Consider the following 22,599-nt stretch of genomic DNA (forward strand, 5'->3'; position numbering starts at 1 on the left):
CCATGCGACACTGGAAAGTTTTATTGTTGGCATTGGTGGCAGTAACCCTGCCAAACTGCTCGCAGACTGAAAGTGATCTGCAGGTGACGGTTTCTCCGTCCCGCACTTATGTGATCAACGCTTCGGCAAAGAGCTGTATAACCAAAAAAACGGAAGACTCCACCAACCCCTCGCCAAACGACGTCGGTGCGGCATTCTTCCAGGTGTAGTATCTAACCGTGGCTTGGCCGAACGTCGAAAAGACCCTCATTGTCGCCTCTGTGCGCCTGAAATTCCAGGGCGGGCAGTTCTCGGGCGGTTCTTACGTGTGTGAGTTCTCTGGCGACAATTTGCTGGCTTTGAACGACACATGGTGGGCAAAAGGTGAGGCTGCCGTTGGCGGCCCGGAAATCGCAAGCTACAAGGCTCCGACAAACGCGGCCGAAAGATACACTCCCGCTCAGAGCGTGTCTGCCACTTGTCCTATCGTGTGCGGTGGCTTGAGCGCCTCCAACTCTTTCCAAGCTTCAGGAACGGTTGATGTGATCGGTTTTTCTCGTGACTCCACGGGCGAGCTGACTCCTGAAAGAACCACCGGCTTCATTTCCATCGAAAGCCTTGGCGACTAAGTCATCTGACAAAAGTGAATATGTAAAAAGGGCGGCAAAACCGCCCTTTTTTATTTAGGTTTGACCCATCTTGGCAGTCCTCGCTTAACTTGAAGTGAGGTGAATATGAAAACCACTTTACTTGTCGTATTGTCGTTGGCGATAGGGATTGGAATTTCCTGGGCAGGTATGAAGCCTTTTGCCGTCAGTCAGTTCACCGATGGAACAACGGTGGAAACAATCCTTGTAAGGCCTGAAGCGACCGAAACCGCTATCTATCAGATCAAGCAGCCAGATGGGGTTGTCTGCTATGCAATCAGTGGTGCTCGCAACCCAAATACACCCACGATCAGTTGCATTAAATAGTGGATTCTGGGAAGGGGATGGTTTATGACCCTCCTATGGATCTTTTTTCTGCATCTCAAGCCTCCCATGGAACTTCACCGCTGTCAGAAATCCTGCGTCCCAAGACGCTGGATGATATCTTTGGGCAGCAAAAGACCCTGGGGCCTCAGTCCAAGCTAGGACAGATGCTTCGCAAGGGCTATTTGCCCAGCCTGATCATTTGGGGGCCTCCCGGTACTGGGAAGACCACTTTTGCTCTGGCCTTGTCCCAGCACTTCAATGCGCACTATGTACATTTGAACGCGGTGGATTCCGGTGCCAAGGCGCTGCGGGAAGTGGGCGAAGCTGGCAAAGACCGTCGCCTTCAGTACCAGCAAAAGACCATTCTTTTCGTGGATGAAATTCACAGATTTAACAAAGCCCAGCAGGACGTGCTTTTGCCGTTTGTCGAAAAAGGCGATCTGGTACTGGTTGGGGCAACCACCGAAAATCCCAGCTATGAGTTAAACCGCGCCCTGCTCAGCCGCTGTCGTGTGGTGATTTTCGAGCGTCTGTCCGAAGACGATCTGAACAACATCGTCAAACGTGCTGAAACCCACTATGCAAAGCCATTGGACAGAATCCTGACCGAGGACGCCCATAAAAATCTGCTGGAATACTCCGACGGCGATGCCCGTCGTCTGATTAACAGTCTTGAGATTCTATACACCTTTACAAAGGATGAGGTGGAAGGCCCGCTGCTGGATGTGAACGACATGCGCGAACTTCTGCAGCAGAATCCTCTGGGCTATGACAAGAACTCTGAAATGCATTACGACACCATTTCGGCGTTTATTAAAAGCATTCGTGGCAGTGATCCGGATGCAGCCATGTATTATCTGGCAAGAATGCTTGATGGCGGGGAAGACCCGGTGTTTATCGCGCGCCGTTTGATTATTCTGGCGTCGGAAGATATCGGAAACGCTGATCCTCGCGCAATTTCAGTGGCGATCGCGGGTCTGCAGGCGGTGGAAGCCATTGGTCTGCCCGAGGGAGCAATCACTCTTTCCCAAGTGACGACATATCTGGCGTCTTGCCCGAAATCCAACGCTTCCTACATGGCTTTGCACAAAGCGCGCGAATTGGTGGAAAAAACCCGCACTCTGCCGGTGCCTCTGCATTTGCGATCTGCAAAGACGGCGCTGGCGAAGGATCTGGGATACGGCCGCGATTACAAATACCCGCACAACTATCCAACGGGCTGGGTGGAACAGTCCTATCTGCCGGAAGAAGTTGAAAAGACCGCGATCTATGAACCGACCACAAGAGGCTTTGAAAAGAACATCCGCGATTACCTTGGCTGGATGAAGCTGAAGAAGGATAAGGAATAGTTCTATATATAAAGAAGCCCACAGACTGTGCTTTCAAACAGCTGTGAGCGGTCTGTCTGAATGAAATAAAAAAAAAGCCCCCGTCTGTGAAGAAGGGGGCTTTTTAGTTTTTAATCTCAATGAAAAACTAGATCGCTCTTTGTGCGCAAACAGTCACGCAGGGTTCTCCGCCCTGAGCAACGTAAGAGAAGCGGGTGTTACCCGGGATTTCAACACGGTCTCCGGGGCGCAGGACAAACTGATTGCCGGAAACGTTGAAAATCATTTCACCACTGATGATAACTCGCACTTCAGCAAAGGGTTTGCGGTGGTCGCCGACTTTCTTAGCCGGTTCTAAAGTTTGCTCATACGGCTCCATGCCTTCTGATTCCAGAATCATAAGAACCTGTTGTTTGCTTGGGATGATCGGAGCTTGCCAACGTGTGATGATCATAGTGTGTGCCTCTTTCAGGCCAGTTTATCTCAAATCGGAACGCCCGGGACAAGGCGCGCCGCCGACGAATCCCGGCTTGAAACAGTATCACGAAATTTTATTCAAATTGCGACAGGATAAGAGGCCGGATTCTCATCTTTTTTTGTTTTCTTGTTAAGTCCTTCAAGGGATTGTCGATATCTCTAATGTAAGTTAGAGACGCCCTATATATTAGGGGAGGGTAATTTGAGCAGTTCTAAAACGAAGTCGACACATGCTGAGCTAGATCACATCCTGAATTTTGTCGATGCCTCCAAAGGTCTTCGTGCGAAGATCAACGAGTCAGGTCGAGTGCAAATTCGCCAGGATCTAGACGGGAAATTATTCTCCTTCAACACTCAGGACGTGAATGAAGTCCTTCACCGCGCAGACTCTGAAGGCAAGCCCTTCATTCAGGTGAACTTCAAGAACGGCACAAAGGTGCTGCTGACAGAGACACTGGTAGGATTCAAGCCACTGGAAACCCTGGGTTTGGATATGTCCCGTATCCCTAAAGTGGTGACAACACCGGACCTATTGAGTGTGTACGAGGCTATTGAAGAGTCCATGGGAGCCGACAACGGCCTGGATCACGAGGTTGAAATCCTTAAAAAGGTCTATACAGCCATCGTATCCGGAGGCGAAAAGGTCGGGTTCGACCTTAGTTTTGAAAGAAAGTGGCTCAACAGACTGCTTGCGTCAAAATTCAAGGCTAGCGCCTAATCTTACGTAAATTCAAATACTTATCTATGTTTTTTACAATAACCGAGGCCCCTGCCTCGGTTATTTATTGAGCAACTTCAGGTGAGTTATTAAATTTTCGAAAAAAAGCTATTGACCTTTTTCGGCCCTTACGAGAAAACAGCTCCACTTCGTTCGGGGGCATAGCTCAGCTGGGAGAGCATCTGATTTGCATTCAGAAGGTCGCAGGTTCGATCCCTGTTGCCTCCACCAACTTTTTCTTCTTCTTAACTAAGACTTAGGTCGAAAGTTAAAAAAAGAAAAAAGATAGTTGACGGGGACAAAATCTTTGATAAGATTGGTTCCTCGCGATTCGGAATAAAACGAAGTCACGATAAAATGTTCGCTCTTTGAAAACTGAATAGCTAGATAAAATAGATTTTTGGGCTCTTTGAATACCGAGTAATTGGTATTCACAATTTCAAAAAATATTCGAACAAACAATAGCGTAAAAGCTAGCTGTTTGCTTCTAAACAGAATTTAAACTGGAGAGTTTGATTCTGGCTCAGAACAAACGCTGGCGGCGTGCCTAATACATGCAAGTCGAACGGGGTAGCAATACCTAGTGGCGCACGGGTGAGGAACGCGTGGATAATCTGCCTTAGAGTGGGGGATAACTAGTCGAAAGATTAGCTAATACCGCATAAGACCACAGGAGCTGCGGCTCTAGGGGTCAAAGGTTTTTCGCTCTAAGATGAGTCCGCGTAAGATTAGCTAGTTGGTGAGGTAACGGCTCACCAAGGCGACGATCTTTAACTGGTCTGAGAGGATGATCAGTCACACTGGAACTGAGACACGGTCCAGACTCCTACGGGAGGCAGCAGTAGGGAATATTGCACAATGGAGGAAACTCTGATGCAGCGACGCCGCGTGAGTGATGAAGGCCTTCGGGTCGTAAAGCTCTGTCGCAGGGGAATAACACAATGAATGTACCCTGTAAGAAAGGATCGGCTAACTTCGTGCCAGCAGCCGCGGTAAGACGAGGGATCCTAGCGTTGTTCGGAATTATTGGGCGTAAAGCGGATGTAGGTGGCTTTGTAAGTCAGATGTGAAAGCCCAGGGCTCAACCCTGGAAGTGCATTTGATACTGCGAAGCTTGAGTGTCGGAGAGGTTACTAGAATTGTTGGTGTAGTGGTGAAATACGTAGATATCAACAGGAATACCGGAGGCGAAGGCGGGTAACTGGCCGAACACTGACACTGAGATCCGAAAGCGTGGGGATCAAACAGGATTAGATACCCTGGTAGTCCACGCCGTAAACGATGGATACTTGTTGTTGGAGGTATTGACCCCTTCAGTGACGAAGCTAACGCGTTAAGTATCCCGCCTGGGGAGTACGGTCGCAAGATTAAAACTCAAAGAAATTGACGGGGGCCCGCACAAGCGGTGGAGCATGTGGTTTAATTCGATGCAACGCGAAGAACCTTACCTAGGCTTGACATGTACTGGAAGACTGGCAGAAATGTCGTCGCCCGCAAGGGTCGGTACACAGGTGCTGCATGGCTGTCGTCAGCTCGTGTCGTGAGATGTTGGGTTAAGTCCCGCAACGAGCGCAACCCCTGCATTTAGTTGCCAGCATTCAGTTGGGCACTCTAGATGGACTGCCGGTGTTAAACCGGAGGAAGGTGGGGATGACGTCAAGTCCTCATGGCCCTTATGCCTAGGGCTACACACGTGCTACAATGGTAGTCACAGAGCGAAGCTAAGCCGCGAGGTAGAGCAAATCGCTTAAAAGCTATCTAAGTTCAGATTGATCTCTGCAACTCGAGATCATGAAGTTGGAATCGCTAGTAATCGCGGATCAGAATGCCGCGGTGAATACGTTCCCGGGCCTTGTACACACCGCCCGTCACACCATGAAAGTTGGCTGTACCAGAAGTCGCTGCGCTAACCGCAAGGAGGCAGGCGCCCAAGGTATGGTCGATGATTGGGGTGAAGTCGTAACAAGGTAGCCGTAGGGGAACCTGCGGCTGGATCACCTCCTTTCTAAGGATTATCCGGTCAATCTTCATCAAGACTTGTTCTTGATAAGTTAAAATGACCCAATCTTAGGTCAACTTACTCTTCCCGAGTAAGTGAGTCCCAAAAATCTATCTAGCTGTTTAGTTTTGAGAGAGTGAAGCCTAACGGGCCTGTAGCTCAGTTGGTTAGAGCACACGCTTGATAAGCGTGGGGTCGGAAGTTCGAGTCTTCCCAGGCCCACCAAGTTCTAATAACTGGAATGCGGTGTAAGTTAGAGTTTTGCTGAACGGTTTTCGTTCTTTGACAATTGAATAGATTGATTTAGTTGATTTTTAGCGAGGTTAGTTCCATTTTTTTAAGCTACAAAGGGCTTACGGTGGATGCCTTTGGCACTAAGAAGCGATGAAGGACGTGGTAAGCTGCGATAAGCTTCGGGGAGTGGCACACACACTTTGATCCGGAGATTTCCGAATGGGGAAACCCACCATTTATGGTATCACTCAATGAATACATAGTTGTTTGAAGCGAACGAGGGGAAGTGAAACATCTCAGTACCCTCAGGAAGAGAAATCAATTCCGAGATTCCCCCAGTAGTGGCGAGCGAACGGGGAACAGCCTAAACCTTATTCATTAATTTGAATGAGGGGTCGTGGGACCGCAATGTGGGACCGGAGAAGTTAGAGTAACAGTCTGGAAAGTCTGGCAAGATAGGGTGATAGCCCCGTACTCGAAAACTTCGAAGGCCCTAGCGGCATCCCGAGTACCACGAAACACGTGAAATTTCGTGGGAATCTGTGAGGACCACCTCATAAGGCTAAATATTCCTTAGTGACCGATAGTGAACAAGTACCGTGAGGGAAAGGTGAAAAGAACCCCGAGAGGGGAGTGAAATAGAACCTGAAACCGTAAGTCTACAAGCAGTTAGAGACCCTTAAGTGGTCGATAGCGTACCTTTTGCATAATGAGTCAGCGAGTTATGTTTGCATGCGAGGTTAAGCCGTTGTAGGTGGAGCCGTAGCGAAAGCGAGTCTGAATAGGGCGATTTAGTATGCAGGCATAGACCCGAAACCCGGTGATCTAATCATGGACAGGTTGAAGCGAGGGTAACACCTCGTGGAGGACCGAACAAGTTGAGGTTGAAAACTCTTTTGATGATCTGTGATTAGGGGTGAAAGGCCAATCAAACTGGGTGATAGCTGGTTCTCCCCGAAATATATTTAGGTATAGCGTCAGGTAAAAAATATCATGGAGGTAGAGCACTGAATGGGCTAGGGGTCTTTACCGGATTACCAAACCCAAATAAACTCCGAATGCCATTGATATGTTCCCTGGCAGGCAGACTCAGGGTGATAAGGTCATGAGTCGAGAGGGAAAGAGCCCAGACCAACAGCTAAGGTCCCTAAATGCACGCTCAGTGGAGAACGTTGTGGAGTTACTTTGACAACTAGGAGGTTGGCTTAGAAGCAGCAATCCTTTAAAGAAAGCGTAATAGCTCACTAGTCTAGTGACTCTGCGCGGAAGATACAACGGGGCTAAGCGTGTTACCGAAGCTTTGGATTAAGATATTTTATATTTTAGTGGTAGGGGAGCGTTCTAGTGTAGGATGAAGGTTGACCGGTAGGACAGCTGGACGAACTAGAAGTGATCATGCTGACATAAGTAGCGTTGAACTCGGGTGAAAAACCCGGGCGCCGAAAACTCAAGGATTCCTGGGTAAAGATAATCTTCCCAGGGTTAGTCGAGACCTAAGATGAGGCCAAGTGGCGTAATCGATGGCAAAACGGTTAATATTCCGTTACCTAATAAATCGCGCTTAAGGAATGACGGTATAGGATATCACAGCCTCTTATTGGATTGAGGTGTAAGCATGTAGGAGGATCAGTAGGCAAATCCGCTGGTCTTAACTCTGAGGTGTGAATGCGAGGGACTTGTCCCGGAAGTGTGAAAAGCCATGTATCCAAGAAAAGTTTCGTAAGTTTAGTTTTATTAGCTCGTACCGTAAACCGACTCAGGTGAGTGGGGTGAATATCCTAAGGCGATGGGGTGAATTTTGGTCAAGGAACTCGGCAACTTAACACCGTAACTTCGGGAAAAGGTGTGCCCGCGAGAGTGTAAGGATTTACTCCCCAAGCTTTTTCGGGTCGCAGAGAAATGGGAGTAGCGACTGTTTATCAAAAACACAGGTATGTGCAAAGTCTCAAGACGAAGTATACATACTGACGCCTGCCCGGTGCTGGAAGGTTAAGAGGATTAGTTAGCGTAAGCGAAGCTGAGAATCGAAGCCCCAGTAAACGGCGGCCGTAACTATAACGGTCCTAAGGTAGCGAAATTCCTTGTCGGGTAAGTTCCGACCTGCACGAATGGCGTAACGACTTCTCCGGTGTCTCGACCAAATGCCTCGCGAAATTGAATTCTCGGTGAAAATGCCGAGTACCCGCAGAAAGACGGAAAGACCCCGTGAACCTTTACTGTAGCTTGGCAGTGATTTTAGAGTTGGCATGTGTAGGATAGGTGGGAGACTTTGAAGCAGTGGCGCTAGCCATTGTGGAGTCAACCTTGAAATACCACCCTTGGCACCTTTGAAATCTAACCTGCTGCTCTTTACGAGCAGAGGGACACTGTCTGGTGGGCAGTTTGACTGGGGCGGTCGCCTCCCAAAAAGTAACGGAGGCGCGCGATGGTCCCCTCAGCCTGATTGGAAACCAGGCGTCGAGTGCATTGGCATAAGGGGGCTTGACTGCGAGACCTACAAGTCGAGCAGGTGCGAAAGCAGGCCAAAGTGATCCGGTGGTCCCGCGTGGAAGGGCCATCGCTCAACGGATAAAAGGTACTCCGGGGATAACAGGCTTATTCCATCCAAGAGTCCATATCGACGATGGAGTTTGGCACCTCGATGTCGGCTCATCACATCCTGGGGCTGGAGCAGGTCCCAAGGGTTTAGCTGTTCGCTAATTAAAGTGGTACGCGAGCTGGGTTCAGAACGTCGTGAGACAGTTTGGTCCTTATCTTCTGTGGGCGTATGAGATTTGAGTAGACCTGTCCTTAGTACGAGAGGACCGGGATGGACGAACCTCTGGTGTTCCTGTTGTTCTGCCAAGAGCAATGCAGGGTAGCTATGTTCGGAATTGATAACCGCTGAAAGCATCTAAGCGGGAAGCAAACTACAAGATTAGATCTCACTGGGGCTTCGGCCCCCTAAAGACCCCTTGGAGACTACGAGGTTGATAGGCTGAAGGTGTAAGTACAGCAATGTATTGAGCTGATCAGTACTAATAGGTCGTGAGGCTTTTTTAAAAAACATTCTTCTTAGATTTATCTAACGAAGATTTCGTCTCAGAGACTTCCTTAATTGGAACGAGAGACTAGCTCTCTGAATAAGTAAGAGAGTGAAATGTGGAACTAACAGCGACTCGCTAAAAATCAATTAAATCAATCATTCAGTTGTAATGATAAAAAGAAAGTAACTTCTCCATTTGGATTGGAAGTAAGTTGCAAAGAACGAAAAGGTTAGTGTAAGAAGCTAACCACTTTGATTAATAAACGCTTTGCTGGTGTTTATAGCAGAGGGGCCACACCTGATCCCATTCCGAACTCAGAAGTTAAGTCCTCTTGCGGCGATGGTATTGCATTGGTGACAATGTGGGAGAGTAGCACGACGCCAGCTCTATTTTACTTGAACCCGGGTTACGAAAGTAATCCGGGTTTTTTTATGCCCGAAATCTGACGATAGGCTAAAAGGTACCTGCTTACTTTTTCCGAAGCGATGCGTAGATAATGGATTTTGATATAAGAAAAGCCCGGTCAATGCCGGGCTTTTTTCGTTTGTAGATTCTGTTTCTAACAGATCTTTTTTTAAATGAATTGTTGGTTCTGTAGATCTGAGTTTCTTTAAAGGTGCTTTTTCATCGCTTGCCAGAAGGTTTCGTAGTCTTCGATGAAGGGCATGTGCCCCAGGCCTTTGAGTTCTTCCAGTTTTGATTTTGGAATCAGGCGGGCGGCTTGTCTTCCTAGTGCTGGATAGTTACCCATCTTCTTCTTATTCTCTTCAGGGGCCCAGGCTTTACCGATGGCTGTTCGGTCTCTTTGTCCGATAATCAGTACAGTCGGTGCTTTGATGTTTTTGAATTCATAAATCACAGGCTGGGTGAATGCCATGTCGGAAGTCAGAGCGGCATTCCAGGCAATCACTGAATAGTCAGGGCCCAGGATCCAGCCGGTTGGAATTTCCAGCCACTTATCATATTCCGATTTCCATTTTCCATCGTAGTAACTGTCCAATTGGTATTGTTTAATCTTTTCCGGAGAGCTTGCCAGTTCTCCGCGGAAACCATCTTCGACGGGACGGTAAGAAGTCATTGTTTTCCAGTCTTCAAGACCGATCGGATTCACCAGGAATAGCTGAGTCACTGAATCTGGGAACATCAAACTCATACGGCTGGCGACCATTCCGCCCATTGAGTGACCCAAAAGTTTGTATTTTTCTACATTCAAAGCCTTTAAAAGATTCTGGGTGTTTTGTCCCAGAGCGTGGAAGCTATATTGATAGTAAGCGGGTTTTGTCGACTTACCGAATCCGATTTGATCCGGCACAATCACCCGGAAGCCTTCGGCCGTCAGGGAGTTAATCAAAGTTTGAAAGTAGGCACCAGGAAAGTTCTTTCCGTGCAGCAGAACGATGGCGCCTTTGTTACTTTCCTTGGTGGGGGCGATATCCATGTACGCCATTTTCAGATCCTGGCCTTGGGATTTGAAATTATGGAAGTGCACCGGGAAAGGATATTGATAGGTCGACAGTACTGAATCGAAGCCTTTGGCTGTTTTGGTTTCGGCAGTTGGTTTTGTGCTGGTACTTGCGCAGGCCGTGGTTATCAGCAGGGCTGCGACTAGCAGGGTGTTTTTCATGTTGATCTCCTTTGCTGTTGGTCTCGAAGTTGCGACGACAAGCTGGGAGTTGCCTTTTTTATTCGAGGCCGAAGTTAAAAAAATCAGAGCAGTGGATCTAATACTGCCTGAGTTCTTTAGACGGTCAGGCAGTATTTCGGTTCATTTGTCGGAAAACTATTTTCTATTGTTTTGGTGGATTCGCCGGCTGAGCGCCGGGAGTTGACTGCTGAACCGCTGGTTGCTGCTGAGGAGTTGCACTGCTCTCTGGCGGGGCATTTGGCGCAGGTGGAGCTGTGGGTTTTGCCGAAGCATCCGCTTTTGCTGGCTCTTCGGTTTGTGGTGGAGTTACACGATTCAGATCATTCATTGTGTAAGTACGGCCGATTTCGAAGATTTTATTCTTGGATTTGATATCGAACAGACTTGCCTGAATGATGATGCCGGGATTTTCATCGTCTGGAAGATCCATGATCTCAAGTTCCAGATAATTGGCCCCCTCTTTGACCCTTTGAATATTCGGACGTTCTTTGCCCAGGATTGTTTTTGCCAAAACTGAATTCATGCGCAGTTCTACGGTGGCGATATTGGACCATTCTGCAGGCAGCTCGCCGTTGACGGCCAGATTTTGGAAATCGTCATTGATCATTTTGGATAGTTGCTGTGCCGGAGTCAGTTGAATGCAGGCTTCGGTTTGTTTGCCGTTGCTCTTTTTTGTGGTGCTAAGTCCCAGGTCATCTTTCAGGACAATATATCCAATCGTAAAAGCGGCCAGGATGATGAAGGTGCCCAATAATTTTGTGATCATGCAGATGCTCCCAATGATGTGCAGCTTTGGCCGGCAAGAGCCAGCCCTTCTATTATTGGAAAGATTGAACCCAGCCTCAAAGGCTTTCGGCCCGAGGACCAAAATCGCTCCTTCGGCCTAGGTGGTGGGAAGTTTATAAGCCTCTGAAATTGCAGACAAAAAAGTGTCTTTCGGGGGCTCCTGTCCAAGAGATCGACAGGGGCGAGGGTGCCAAGGGGTCAAAATGAAACAGTAAAAAGTCTGTAATTACAGATATTTGTAAAAAACACCCGGTTTTGGCACTGACCTTGGATGTATGGAGGTTGAGAGAGGTGTGTCTATGAAAACACTTACCAGAATGGCTGCCATTTCCTTCTTTGTAGGGCTTTACGTGGGATGTTCCCCGGTGAAGTTCTCTTTGGACGACAGCAAATGTAAAGACTCAGGCTGTGTGGTCGAGAACGGCAAATACGCATTCAATTACTCCCAGACTGCGGGCCGCGGTAAGGTCGACATCCTTATAGTAAATGACAACTCTGCCTCCATGTCATTTGAACAGGCAAGGCTGGCGCCGCGATTCCAAAACTTTATTGCTGATCTGGACAATCAACAAATCGACTATCGTATCGCGATGACAACCACCGATGTGGCAAGATCCGATGCTGGCAGCCTGGTTTCTTTCGGCGGCAATCCTTATATCACCCGCAATCACAGCAATCGCATGAGTTTGTTCAACAGTACAATTCAAAGACCTGAAACCCTGGCTTGTGAGAAGTTCATTGCCAACTGGATCCGCAACAACGGCGGGAACCTGGCTTCTATTGAGTCCTCGGCTTATTCCCAGGCTTATGCTCAGAACTGTCCATCCGGCGATGAGCGTGGTGTTTACGCTGCAAATCTGGTTGTTAAAAACAATCCGTCCAGCTTCATTCGCAGCGATGCTCACTTGGCAGTGATCTTCCTGGCGGACGAGGATGAAAGATCCGGTCTGTATGGTAACGGTGGTTATGTTCTGGATCAGATGGATCAGCCAAACTACCTGATCAACAACGTAAAAAGCAGCTTGGGCGCTGACAAGTTCAATTCCTTAAGTGTGCATGCGATCGTGGTGAAAGATAACAACTGTCTTGCCCAGCAAAACGGTCAGACTTTGGACAACTATTCTCCGACAACGGGTTTGGTGACAGGCAGTATCGGGAATGTGTATCTGTCCTTCACGAACAATGGTTGGGGTATGGCTGCAGACATCTGCTCCAACGACTATACCTCCCAGCTGGGTCAGATCCGTTCCAAGATCACGGACCGTATCAAGGACATCATGTTGAATTGTTCCAGCCCTCAGGATCTGATTGTGACTGTGTCGGGTTCTCCAGTGGGTTACAGCCTGGTTGGTAAGACTTTGAAGTTCAACCAGTACCTGTCCCCAGGCACAAGTGTGAGCCTGTCTTACAAGTGTGATTCTTTGAACTAACAATAAATTGCAGAGCGTTTTGGTAAAGGCAAAGCTTCACGGCTTTGCCTTTTTTATTTTCAGGATCATGGATCTTTCCTTCGAGGGGTGTCCTTTCGCTGGTTCGGGTGGCTTCAGTTACAAAAGCATTCTTCTCAAAGCGAGACGGGAAGTTTGGTTTTTTGACTAACTTTTTGCCACTACGAATGGGGGATGTTTCATCGCGGAATAAAACTTTTTTGATAATAAAAATAGCCGTCAGATGTCCTTTAGTCCTGCATTACACATCCGATAATTTACCCATGGGCATGTTAGACAGATACAAAAAAAAGGGCGGCTTCTTTCAACTTCTTCAGCTGTTGGAAACATCACCTGCAGCGAAGCGTGAACAGTTCCTGGGTTTGATCGGTGGCGAAAGCCCGGCTTGGGAAGAAGCACTTCGTAAACGCATCCTGACCATCACACGCGTGTACAGCTGGGACGGGCAGTATCTGGTGGAGATCTTCTCCCGCGTGCAGCCGTTGACGCTGGCAAATGCTCTGCATGGCAATCCACAAGAGCAGGTGGATCAGTTGCTGGCCTGCCTGCCGCCGATTTCCAAAAGAAAAATCACTGACATGATGGCCGAGTCTGCGCCGACGGCAGCAGAGAAGTCGACATGTATTTCCAAGATGCTTTCAGAGGTTCGTGGGTTTGTTTCTCAGGGTATTATCCGTCTGGAAAAGGTGGATCCTGAACTGCACATCCCAGAGAACATCGAAGAGATGCTGAGTGTGAATGCCTTCGCGACACCGACATTTGATTCTGAGCCGGTGGCGAAAAAGGATTCCAAACCCAATATCGTGGGGGATTCGGATCCGGCATCCCAGCAGGAAAATGAGTTCTTGAAGCGCAAGGTGAATCAGCTGGCTTCCGAAGTGAATGCTTTGAAGCATGAGAACTCGGTGCTTAAGGATAAGTTGTCGCAGATTAAAAAGATCGCCTAGGTCACTGCATAGATTCGAACTCGTCGAACCCCATCTTTTTAGGTGGGGTTTTTCTTTTTGGGAATAGATGAAAAGGTTGGATCAATCTCTTCCTCTAATTTGTTCAATCAATCAATCAATCAATCAATCAATCAATCAATCAATCAATCCTATTCTTCTTCTCATCATTTCATTTTGAAACAGTTTGCGTTTGAATTTTGAAAACCATGTTGGTGTTTTCATGGAAACTCGTGGTCGTCCTTGGTCTGGATTTCCCGTTATTTTGTCGAGGGTTTAGACAATCTGAGTTTTCTCTAAACTCGCTAAAAACCGCCCCCGATAAGCCTTTCGAAGTACGTGAGGTAGTAAAATGTCGCTGCAGATTTTCAGCATGTTTGTTGGGATTGGTATTGCATCATCTTTGACTTTGTCAGCTCAGGCCCAGTCTTTGGCCGATGCGCCAAAGGTCGATCTGGAAACACAATTTTATCAGGAATTGGCGAAAGAGGCCGGTGCGGATGTGCCGCAGACAAAAGGAATCTTTGAAGAGGTTCCCGATGGACTGAGCACCAAAGAAATCACTCCTGCCTGTGATCCGCGTCGTTTCGAAGACAGCATTATTGGCAAGAAGCTCAGCACGGCCCAGTACTACAATGTGGCACGCGCTTACTTCGCTAAATGTTCAGGCGAACTGACGCAGAAGTCCTGGACAGGCCTGCTGGGACTTTTGAAGTTCTCCAAATTCCAGTATCCATTCTTTTCCCACCCTCAGGTGAAAGAGTTCATGGTTAAACTTCCTGATGGCACTCGTGTCCCGGGGGTTTTGGCCTTGAAGCAGGATGCACGTCCTCGTCCCCTGGTGATTGTGAAGTGCGGGGTGTTCTGCTCGGCTTCGCAGTCGGCTTCGATGAAAAGCTATCTTATGCATTTGTTTGATCAGTCTCCGTTCAACGTTTTGCTTTTGGCGAATCAGACGGGCATGGATTACATCTATTATAACAAGCGCGTGACCCTGGGCGGTTGGTCTGAAGGTTACGAAGCTATTGAAGTCGGCAAATGGATGATGGAAAAGTGGGAACACAAGGACCGTATCTCCAGCTTGCATTTGATGGGTATCAGTCTTGGAGGCAATGCCGCTGTTATGGGGGCTGCTTTCAATGACAAGTATCTTTTGCCCAATGGTCGTAAGGTTTATAACTCTGTGACGGCAATTTGCCCGGTAATCAGTCTTCGTCCGACGTTGGATCATTTGTACGGCACGCAAGTGGTGGGCCGTGCGTTTGCGAAAATGACCAAAGAGCATTTTAAAGAAGCTCGTAACTATGTTGCCGACGTACCGGATCTGATCACTGACAATCACATTCCTTCCAACCGTAAGGACATGGCAGATTATATTGGTTCATTGGCTTCCACATCTTTACAGCGTCGTGGAATTGCCAGTACGACACCAGCATTCTTTAAAAGTAACAACTTCTGGAACTTGAAAGAGGAAGTCAAAACGCCTCTGATGGTGTGGGCTTCCAAAGATGACTCTGTTGTGAACAACCGCATCAATGCGGAAGTGATGGAGCATGATGATCTGTATGAAAAGTCCGCCAATGTCGGGGTGCTGAATCTGAAATACGGCAACCATTGTGGCTTCTCTTCTTCCTATGGGGCCCAGGCTTCCGCAGCGGTTTTGCGCACGTTTGTTCTGACTCACAGTCCGGAGTTTGTGGACACATACAACACCAAGCAAGAGATGCCTTGGACCTTTGGATTCAAGAAGCTGGGCTCGCAGTTTGAACATATCGGGCAGAGTTGGCATTTCTATTCTAACTCCAATCAGGCGAAAGTGGTCTTCCGTTTATTCAATTGGAATGGGGGGAGCGAGTGTGCTGACAAGGGCCCATGGTCCGGCAGTGGCACTTGCACGAGCACTCGTGAGTTCTGGGTGCCAATTTCATCTTTGAGCAAATTGGGTGCTCGCGTGCCTCGCACCGATGCCGAAGCGCAAGCCCTGACCCGCGAATTCAACACGAAAGTGGAATTCCGTATCAAAGGTCACCCACTGAATGGTACATATAGCAGTGATTTCTATATGACATGGCGGAGCCACTTTGAATAAGCGTAGCCACGTTGAATAAACGCAACCATTTCGAGTAATGAAAAAGAAAAAAATTCTGCTTACCGGGTTTGAACCATTTCTGGGCGAACCCATCAATCCCAGCCAAATCCTTCTTGAAAACATCAAGAGGGATTTGACGTTTGGTGATCAGGTGCACACGCTGCTGCTGCCGGTGTCTTTTGCAAAAGCCCCACGGCTTGTGGCGGCGGCAATGGCAATGCAAACTTATGACGTTGTTCTGATGCTGGGACAAGCCGGTGGGCGCAAGAATATCTGTCTTGAGCGCGTGGGGCTGAATTGGAACGAAACCGAAAAACCCGATGAAGATGGCAGCACGCCGGTGCGGGGAAATATTTCCCCGGAAGCACCCTCGGCACTGTTCACTACGGCCCCTATTGAGCAGTGGATGCAGCTTTTGCAAGAGCATCAGATCCCGGTGGAGATTTCGCTGAGTGCGGGCGGGTATGTCTGCAACAATGTTTACTTTAAAACTTTGCAGGTCCTGGGCTCTTCACCCGAGATTGTCGCCTGTTTTATTCATGTCCCTTATCTTCCGGAGCAGGTTGAGGGTAAAGCGGACCGTCCAGCCTCTATGGAGCTGGAGACCATGTTAAAGGCCGTTAAAACGATTATAGGATCGATTTTAGAAAGATCCTGATCGTTAGGATCCTAGATAATAATTTTTGAACCTGGTGGCAGACGCCGTCGTCTAAAGATTCAAAACAGGAGGAAACCATGAAGTTTAATCTGGTTTTGGCAGGAGCCCTCGTCGCGACAATGATGTCTACAAATGCCTGGGCTCGTTCAGAGGGCCGCGAACATCATAAGAATGATGAGATCGCCTTGGAAAGTCACTTCAGTCCCAAGAAAATGAAAGAGCTGAATCTGACCGAGGAACAAAAAGACAAACTCAAGGCCATTCGTGAGGCCGCCAAGGCAGAAAAGCAAAAGTGCCGCGAGGATATGAGAACGGCCCGCAAAGCCTTCAAAGAGGCCCTGCGTAGCAACGCCTCCAAAGAAGCGGTGACTGCCGCATATCAAAGCATGCTGGAAAAAAAGCAGCAGTTGTCCAAGACCCGCTTGGATACGTTGCTGTCAGCCCGAGATGTTTTGACGGAAGAACAGCGATCCAAATTATTCAGCCATGGGTCCAAGGGATCTGAGGAGTAGGCGCTTTTGTGAGTTTTTCTGACGCCGCTGACTTTGCGAAGTTCTATGAGGCCCATGCACACAAAGTGCGGGGCCTTCTGTTTCGTTTGGTTGGTGAATCTGCCTTGAGTGATTTGACTCAAGAGTCCTTCATGAAAGCCTGGGAACACCGGGGAAAGTTCCGGGCAGAAAGTGAAGCGTCGACTTGGCTGTACCGGATTGCCTATAACAGTGCTGTTGATCATCTGCGCAAAGCGGGGCGCAAGGAAGAAGTCAGTCCCGAGCAGGTGGAAGAAAGTCTGGAAAAGAATCTTTCCAACCGCGAGCTGGTGGATCTGGCTTTGGGCACACTGGATGTGGATATGCGAGCGGTAGTGATTCTTTTTTATCTGGAGGATCAGTCCCTGAAGGATATTGCTCTGGCCCTGGAGATCCCGGAAGGTACTGTGAAATCCCGTTTGAGTTTGGCTCGTCAGAAGATGAGCGATTTGCTGGCTAAGAAAGGAGTGAGTCTATGAGTGATAATTCATTCAAAAACTTCCTTAAAGACAATGCGGCCCCGGTGCCGGAAGCCCCTTTGGGAGAGTCCTCCCTGATTTGGCGTCACATTGAAGATCGTAAACATCGTCGTCAACGCGCGTGGTGGGTTCTTGTGCCTGCGATTGCGGCGACTCTGGCTTTGGTTATCACAGTGAAAACCCAGAAGCCTGCAGTGGTGGCAGGGGCGGAAGAGGACTATTTATTCCAGGAATGGAGTGAGTTCTCTAAAGAAGTCGATTCTGACTTTGATCAGGATATGGCTATCATGTTCAATGGCGAATAAAAAACGCGAACCCATCGGGCTCGCGTTTAAGGATCTAATGGTTTTTAGTTTTTTCTAGCGGATAGTGGAAAGAGCGCGTTTCAAAGCCTCTTCATCTTTCACACCGACAAAGACCAGCTCTGCACGACGGTCTTGAGCTCGGATGCCTGTAGAATCAGTTGCTCCTTTACCCATTGCTTCAACATTCGTGAAGCCATTTCTTTCCAGGATATTTTTCACAGAGTCCGCACGGGCTTGAGAGATTCTTTGATTGACCTCTTCAGTGCCTGTGGCGTCGGCGTAACCGTGAATTTCAACTCTTTCAACCAGGTCCGGATTTTCATTCAGAACTTTGGCGACTTGTTGAAGTTTGCGGTTGTCAGCTCCGGAGATCGCATATTGGGAAGAACGGAACTGAATCGCGCTGCCAGCACCGGCAATCATATTCATGTTCACGTCTTTCAAAGCGGATCCGGCTTCAACAGCGGCTACTGGACGAGCTGGTTCCACTCGCTCTTGATAGGTGATGTCCTCTTGGACTTCTTCCATCACAGTAGGCTCAGCTGCGGCTGTGGATCTGACGGATGGTTTGTAGGCGCCAGGGTTCCAACCGATTTGCAGGTCAACCATGTACATGCCGACTTGCTGTTCAGTGTTGTTCGTCAAGGCCTGGGCACGAACACCCAGACGGGCCAGCCAGCTTGGGCTCATGTTGAACTCTTTCAAGAGCTGTAAACCCACGAACTGGGCATCAGCTTGATCCGCGGTGTAGTTTACACCTTGGTTGAATAATTGATTTCCCACAACCCCGAACTGCCAGCGGTTGTCAGAGACCCAGCGGGCAGCAAATTCCAATGCCCCATCGGTGATGGCGGTTTCATTGGCCGTGCCTGAAGACTGGCTGAATTGCTGATTATTTACCCCATAACCCAGATCCATGACCCATGGGCTTTCCAGGTACCACGAACCCAGCAGTTTGATCGTTGAAGGTGTCCCTTCAGTTGCACCATTTGTTTCATACCCGGTGTAACCACCGCCCAATCCAAGGAAGGGAAGAACTCCGCGGGGTGCCATTTGAGTCTCCTCTTTGGAGAATTCCAATGCACTCGTTGTCGCTGAGTCTTGGTTGGCCTGTGCCGTCAGACCGACACTTAGCAAAGCTGTTAGAATGATTGTTTTCATAGTCTTCTCCTTTTTTGTAGAACGCCTTCAGTATTGACCTTATGGGAAATGGGTCAATTTTTAGGAGGTCTGAGAGGGTGTTCTTTGTTGAGATAAATAAAAACCATTCTACTAAAGGTCCTGCGTTTGCTTACGAACGTGTCATACATTGTTAAGTTCACGTATATGGGGTCTGAAGACAGGAGGTGAGGGAATCTTCGTTAATTCAGTTAAACAAGGGTTAAAGAGATACCGATATATAAGATATGAAGATCCACGGAACGTCATTTTTCTTCTTCTTCTCTTTTCTGTTGTCTCAAGTTGCAACAGCAGCTCCCAATTCCCTGACTTATCAGGGGCGTATCTTGAAGGTGGATGGCACTCCACTGGAATACAACAACGTCAGCTTCAGTTTTGAAGTTACGAGCCCTGATGGCTTGTGTGTGATCTATCGTGAGCAGGTCAACGGTATCAACCTGGCAAACTCGGGTGGTGTCTTTGACGTGCCAATCGGCCAAGGGACTAAAGGTTACCCTACGGCGCCGACGTTCAAACTTTTGAATGCCTTCCAGAATTCGGGGACGTCATTCATTTGCGACGGTGGGGCGACTTATTCACCGGCGTTTGATGAAATCCGCCGTCTGCGAGTGCAGTTCCACGATGGCTCGGGCTGGAAGATGATTTCTCCGGATTCGGAAGTACGCTCCGTCCCTTACGCGGGATACTCCTATTCCGCGGCAAAACTGGGCAGTAACACAGCAGCTGACTTTGTCTTGAAGTCAGTATTGCCTACTTGCGGTGCGGGAACATTCTTAAGCTACAACGGTACAAATTTTTCCTGTGCGGCAGTGGCAGGGGCCAGTGGCGGCACAGTCACAGATGTGACTTCCGGGAATGCCTATTTGACCATAGTGAACGGGACCTCCACACCGTCGTTGACCCTGAATGTGGGAACCACAGCGAACACTGTTGCTGCGGGAAATGACTCGCGCTTGTCTGATGCGCGTGTTCCAACCGGCACGGCTGCTGGAGACTTAAGCGGTACCTATCCCAACCCGACGGTGGCTAAACTTCAGGGGGTTCCGGTGGCTTTGGCTGCTCCGACCAGTGGGAATTTTCTGAAGTACAATGGGGCTGAATGGACGTCTTCGGCAATCGCGACTGGCGATGTGACTGGTTTGGCAGCAACCCTAAGTGGGTACGTGACCCAGAGCTCTTTCAATACTGCGGTGGCGGATGCCGGCTGTACGACTGGACAAACCATGTACTGGTCTTCAGGGCTTGGTAAATTTTTGTGTCAGACGTTGAGCGACGGAAGCAAGCTGGGCACAACCTTGAATTCTGCCCAGGTTTTTGTTGGCAATGGTTCCAATATTGCGACGGGTGTGGCGATCAGCGGAGATATTTCTTTGAGCAACACCGGTGCTGCCACCGTAGTGGGCCTTCGTGGAAAAGCTGTCAGCGCTACGGCGCCGACAGCGGCAGGTCAGGTGCTTCGCTATGATGGAACTTCGTCCTATGTACCGGCATATTTGTCGTTGGCGGATATCCGTTCCTCTGTGACTGCGACCAACACCATGTTCCCCGCGGCAAGCTGTACGTCGTCACAGACTCTGACCTGGTCTTCGTTGTCCGACACAATGACGTGTTCAAATATCGTGGTGTCGGCTTCAAACTTTGGATCCCAGACTGCAAAAACCTTCCTTGCCGCACCAAATGGTGGCAATGGAACTCCGTCTTTCCGGACTATAGCTTCTTCAGATCTGCCGACAAGTGGTGTGGGTGCGGGCACCTACAAGTCTGTGACGGTGGACACTTATGGCCGTGTGACTGCGGCGACCAATCCGAGCACAGCGGCAGGATATGGTCTGACGGATGTTTTTGTTAAGGACGGAAACTCTTTTGCTCAGGATGCTGTCATTGGAACCAATGACTATTTTGGCCTGGGTCTGAAGACCAATAATCAGTATCGACTGGTGATAGATCGCGACGGGAATGTCGGGGTTAATACAACGTCCCCCTCGGCGGCGTTGCACGTCCATGGAAACGGCAGTGGGACCATTCTGGCGTCACGAATTGCCAATTCTAACAATGGTGCAGAGATCGCTTTCTATAAGTCCCGGGGAACTGATGCTTCGCGATTGGCTGTTCAGTCCGGCGACCGCCTGATGGGCCTTTATGGACTGGGTGCCTATGACGGCACAAATTTTTCAAACAATTCGGGAGCGATTCAGATCATGGCTGCGGAGGATTTCACGGCGACGGCTCATGGTACCAGCATTGATTTTGGAACAACACCCCTCGGAGGCACGGCACGCCAGACACGAATGACCCTGAGCCCTCAGGGAACCGTCGGAATTGGGACTATCAATCCAGCTGCAAATTTGCATATCCAGGGGACAGGGGATTGGGATGTCACTCAGTATTTATTGAATACGGATGATGCGTCTGCCAACTCTCGTTCACTTATCCTGGTTGGTACGGCAGCGACAGGGGCCCGTTATGGCTATATCTCTCATCAGGGGGCTGGCTATACGGGGATGGGATCTGGCGCAGCATCGAAACCTCGCACGACCGTGTTAGCAGGTACCGATACCGGAGGACTGAATCTGTACGCTACTCAACAGATCGGGATGTGGATCGGCAGCACAGAAGCTTTGAAGGTGAACACGAACGGCTATGTCGGTATTGGACCAGGAACTCCGCGGCAGCCACTGGAAATTAATAAAGGCCATATCTTTCATACCGGCGGTGATCTGGTTTACTTCTTTAACAGTTATCACACGGGATCTCAGAAGTACGCCGGCTATGGTGGTGGCAGTGCTCATGCTGCCGCAATTGGTTTTTCGCCTGTCACTGGCAGCATGTATTTTGCAACCTCCTCTGCTACGGGGGCGGCTGATGCGAATGTCACCGGCAGTGCAAACCATATGACGATTGATAAAAACGGAAATATCGGGATTGGTGTCTCGTCTCCGTCCTATAAGCTGCATGTTGTGGGCACCGCGGGACTGAGTACCGGAACCGCCTGGACAAATGCATCGGACCGCCGTTTGAAGGACATTCATGGCGACTATGAATACGGTCTGAATGAAATCCTGAAGCTGCACACAGTTCGCTATAACTATAAAAAAGGCAATGCCCTGAAGCTGCCTTCCGATGTGCCAATGACAGGATTTATTGCCCAGGAAGTTCAACAGGTGATTCCGGATGCGGTGAAGACTCGTGAAGACGGATATCTTGAATTGAACGTCGATCCGATCCACTGGGCCACGGTCAATGCCGTTCAGGAATTGCACGGCCTTTGTAAGTTGTCAGAAAAACAACTGCAGACCTTGGAGCTGCGTCTGCAGGATCATGATCGTCGCATTGCTTCTGTGGAGCAGGAAAACAAGGACCTGCGCCAGGAAAATGCAGACTTGAAAAAGCAATTGCAGCAGCATGCCGCAGATCTTGAAATCATCAAAAGCCGTTTGGGTATCAAATAGCGCTGTGGTATGCTTCACTGCATGCCACACATCAGAATGCGCGCCGTAAGAAAAGAACATGTTCAGGAACTCAGTGACAGTCTTGCCAAAGAACTGGCGCCGGCTATGAAAACCTCTGTTGATAACTTCACATTTGAGCTGGTGCAGACGCAGTTTTTCTCTGCCGGGCAGGAAACGGCTTCGTATCCATTTGTGGAAGTTCTTTGGTTTGCGCGTTCTCAGGAAGTGCAGGATGACTGTGCTTCTATCATCACTCGTCAGGTTAAGAAGATCGGGCGATACGATGATGTTGTCGTTGTCTTCCAGGTGCTTCTTCAAGAGTCCTACTATGAAAATGGGATCCATTTTTAAA

At 48.9% G+C, this 22,599-nt stretch carries 18 protein-coding genes, 2 tRNA genes and 3 rRNA genes; 19 read left to right on the plus strand and 4 right to left on the minus strand.

Features of this window, described 5'->3' with window-relative positions; genetic code table 11:
- Nucleotides 1-2 precede the first annotated feature (2 nt).
- The 4 genes from BDT_RS04105 to BDT_RS04120 all read left to right on the plus strand — a co-directional run bounded on the left by BDT_RS04105 (nucleotide 3) and on the right by BDT_RS04120 (nucleotide 2,302).
- Nucleotides 3-209, plus strand: a complete 207-nt coding sequence (locus BDT_RS04105) for a hypothetical protein (protein ID WP_015090007.1) — start codon at nucleotides 3-5, stop codon at nucleotides 207-209.
- A 9-nt stretch (nucleotides 210-218) separates the two neighbouring features.
- The gene (locus BDT_RS04110) at nucleotides 219-608 is read left to right on the plus strand and encodes a hypothetical protein (protein ID WP_015090008.1); all 390 of its coding nucleotides are present in this window, start codon (nucleotides 219-221) and stop codon (nucleotides 606-608) included.
- A 105-nt stretch (nucleotides 609-713) separates the two neighbouring features.
- Entirely contained in the window at nucleotides 714-953 is a 240-nt protein-coding gene (locus tag BDT_RS04115; protein ID WP_041577013.1) for a hypothetical protein, read from the plus strand.
- Nucleotides 954-988: 35 nt separating this feature from the next.
- Complete coding sequence (locus BDT_RS04120) at nucleotides 989-2,302, plus strand: replication-associated recombination protein A (RefSeq protein ID WP_015090009.1); 1,314 nt, start codon at nucleotides 989-991, stop codon at nucleotides 2,300-2,302.
- A 127-nt stretch (nucleotides 2,303-2,429) separates the two neighbouring features.
- Here BDT_RS04120 and BDT_RS04125 read toward each other — a convergent pair whose 3' ends face one another.
- Entirely contained in the window at nucleotides 2,430-2,735 is a 306-nt protein-coding gene (locus BDT_RS04125; protein WP_015090010.1) for a cupin domain-containing protein, read from the minus strand.
- Nucleotides 2,736-2,960: 225 nt separating this feature from the next.
- On the opposite strand from BDT_RS04125, the gene BDT_RS04130 reads away from it, so the two are divergent.
- The 6 genes from BDT_RS04130 to rrf all read left to right on the plus strand — a co-directional run bounded on the left by BDT_RS04130 (nucleotide 2,961) and on the right by rrf (nucleotide 9,121).
- Nucleotides 2,961-3,476 (plus strand): hypothetical protein, encoded by a 516-nt coding sequence (locus BDT_RS04130; protein WP_015090011.1) that lies wholly within the window; start codon nucleotides 2,961-2,963, stop codon nucleotides 3,474-3,476.
- Between the two features lie 155 nt (nucleotides 3,477-3,631).
- Nucleotides 3,632-3,707, plus strand: a tRNA-Ala gene (locus BDT_RS04135).
- Between the two features lie 269 nt (nucleotides 3,708-3,976).
- Nucleotides 3,977-5,481: ribosomal RNA gene (locus tag BDT_RS04140) — 16S ribosomal RNA — on the plus strand.
- 142 nt (nucleotides 5,482-5,623) lie between these two features.
- Nucleotides 5,624-5,700: transfer RNA gene (locus BDT_RS04145), tRNA-Ile, on the plus strand.
- 110 nt (nucleotides 5,701-5,810) lie between these two features.
- Nucleotides 5,811-8,751 (plus strand): 23S ribosomal RNA (locus tag BDT_RS04150).
- A 253-nt stretch (nucleotides 8,752-9,004) separates the two neighbouring features.
- Nucleotides 9,005-9,121: ribosomal RNA gene (gene rrf, locus BDT_RS04155) — 5S ribosomal RNA — on the plus strand.
- The 16S, 23S and 5S rRNA genes sit together here with 2 tRNA genes alongside, the layout of an rRNA operon.
- Nucleotides 9,122-9,345: 224 nt before the next feature.
- Here rrf and BDT_RS04160 read toward each other — a convergent pair.
- Together BDT_RS04160 and BDT_RS04165 are read right to left on the minus strand one after the other, a co-directional pair.
- On the minus strand, nucleotides 9,346-10,359 hold the full coding sequence (locus BDT_RS04160; RefSeq protein ID WP_015090012.1) for an alpha/beta fold hydrolase: 1,014 nt from the start codon (nucleotides 10,357-10,359) through the stop codon (nucleotides 9,346-9,348).
- A gap of 163 nt (nucleotides 10,360-10,522) precedes the next feature.
- Nucleotides 10,523-11,146, minus strand: coding sequence for a hypothetical protein (locus BDT_RS04165; protein WP_015090013.1), 624 nt, complete (start codon nucleotides 11,144-11,146; stop codon nucleotides 10,523-10,525).
- Between the two features lie 319 nt (nucleotides 11,147-11,465).
- Here BDT_RS04165 and BDT_RS04170 point away from each other — a divergent pair, with 319 nt between their 5' ends.
- From BDT_RS04170 to BDT_RS04200, 7 genes are all read left to right on the plus strand, one after another.
- Nucleotides 11,466-12,596 (plus strand): MIDAS family adhesin, encoded by a 1,131-nt coding sequence (locus BDT_RS04170; RefSeq protein ID WP_235046260.1) that lies wholly within the window; start codon nucleotides 11,466-11,468, stop codon nucleotides 12,594-12,596.
- Between the two features lie 281 nt (nucleotides 12,597-12,877).
- A complete protein-coding gene (locus BDT_RS04175; RefSeq protein ID WP_015090015.1) occupies nucleotides 12,878-13,561 on the plus strand; it encodes a FliG C-terminal domain-containing protein in 684 nt (227 codons plus the stop codon).
- A 349-nt stretch (nucleotides 13,562-13,910) separates the two neighbouring features.
- Nucleotides 13,911-15,647, plus strand: coding sequence for a hypothetical protein (locus BDT_RS04180; protein WP_015090016.1), 1,737 nt, complete (start codon nucleotides 13,911-13,913; stop codon nucleotides 15,645-15,647).
- A 37-nt stretch (nucleotides 15,648-15,684) separates the two neighbouring features.
- Nucleotides 15,685-16,305: a pyroglutamyl-peptidase I gene (locus BDT_RS04185; RefSeq protein ID WP_015090017.1), complete on the plus strand. Its 621-nt coding sequence runs from the start codon at nucleotides 15,685-15,687 to the stop codon at nucleotides 16,303-16,305.
- 77 nt (nucleotides 16,306-16,382) lie between these two features.
- Nucleotides 16,383-16,817 carry a Spy/CpxP family protein refolding chaperone gene (locus tag BDT_RS04190; RefSeq protein ID WP_015090018.1) on the plus strand — a complete coding sequence of 145 codons (435 nt, stop codon included), beginning with the start codon at nucleotides 16,383-16,385 and terminating at the stop codon, nucleotides 16,815-16,817.
- An 8-nt stretch (nucleotides 16,818-16,825) separates the two neighbouring features.
- Entirely contained in the window at nucleotides 16,826-17,314 is a 489-nt protein-coding gene (locus BDT_RS04195) for an RNA polymerase sigma factor (protein WP_015090019.1), read from the plus strand.
- Complete coding sequence (locus tag BDT_RS04200; protein WP_015090020.1) at nucleotides 17,311-17,619, plus strand: hypothetical protein; 309 nt, start codon at nucleotides 17,311-17,313, stop codon at nucleotides 17,617-17,619. The genes BDT_RS04195 and BDT_RS04200 overlap by 4 nt, the downstream gene beginning before the upstream one ends.
- 54 nt (nucleotides 17,620-17,673) lie before the next feature.
- On the opposite strand, the gene BDT_RS04205 is transcribed toward BDT_RS04200, so the two are convergent.
- A complete protein-coding gene (locus BDT_RS04205; RefSeq protein WP_015090021.1) occupies nucleotides 17,674-18,780 on the minus strand; it encodes an OmpA family protein in 1,107 nt (368 codons plus the stop codon).
- Between the two features lie 245 nt (nucleotides 18,781-19,025).
- On the opposite strand from BDT_RS04205, the gene BDT_RS04210 reads away from it, so the two are divergent.
- Complete coding sequence (locus BDT_RS04210) at nucleotides 19,026-22,247, plus strand: tail fiber domain-containing protein (RefSeq protein ID WP_015090022.1); 3,222 nt, start codon at nucleotides 19,026-19,028, stop codon at nucleotides 22,245-22,247.
- 21 nt (nucleotides 22,248-22,268) lie between these two features.
- Nucleotides 22,269-22,598 (plus strand): DUF1904 domain-containing protein, encoded by a 330-nt coding sequence (locus BDT_RS04215; protein WP_041578245.1) that lies wholly within the window; start codon nucleotides 22,269-22,271, stop codon nucleotides 22,596-22,598.
- Nucleotide 22,599: the final 1 nt, after the last annotated feature.

It is taken from the genome of Bdellovibrio bacteriovorus str. Tiberius, from assembly GCF_000317895.1.
Classification (GTDB): domain Bacteria; phylum Bdellovibrionota; class Bdellovibrionia; order Bdellovibrionales; family Bdellovibrionaceae; genus Bdellovibrio; species Bdellovibrio bacteriovorus_F.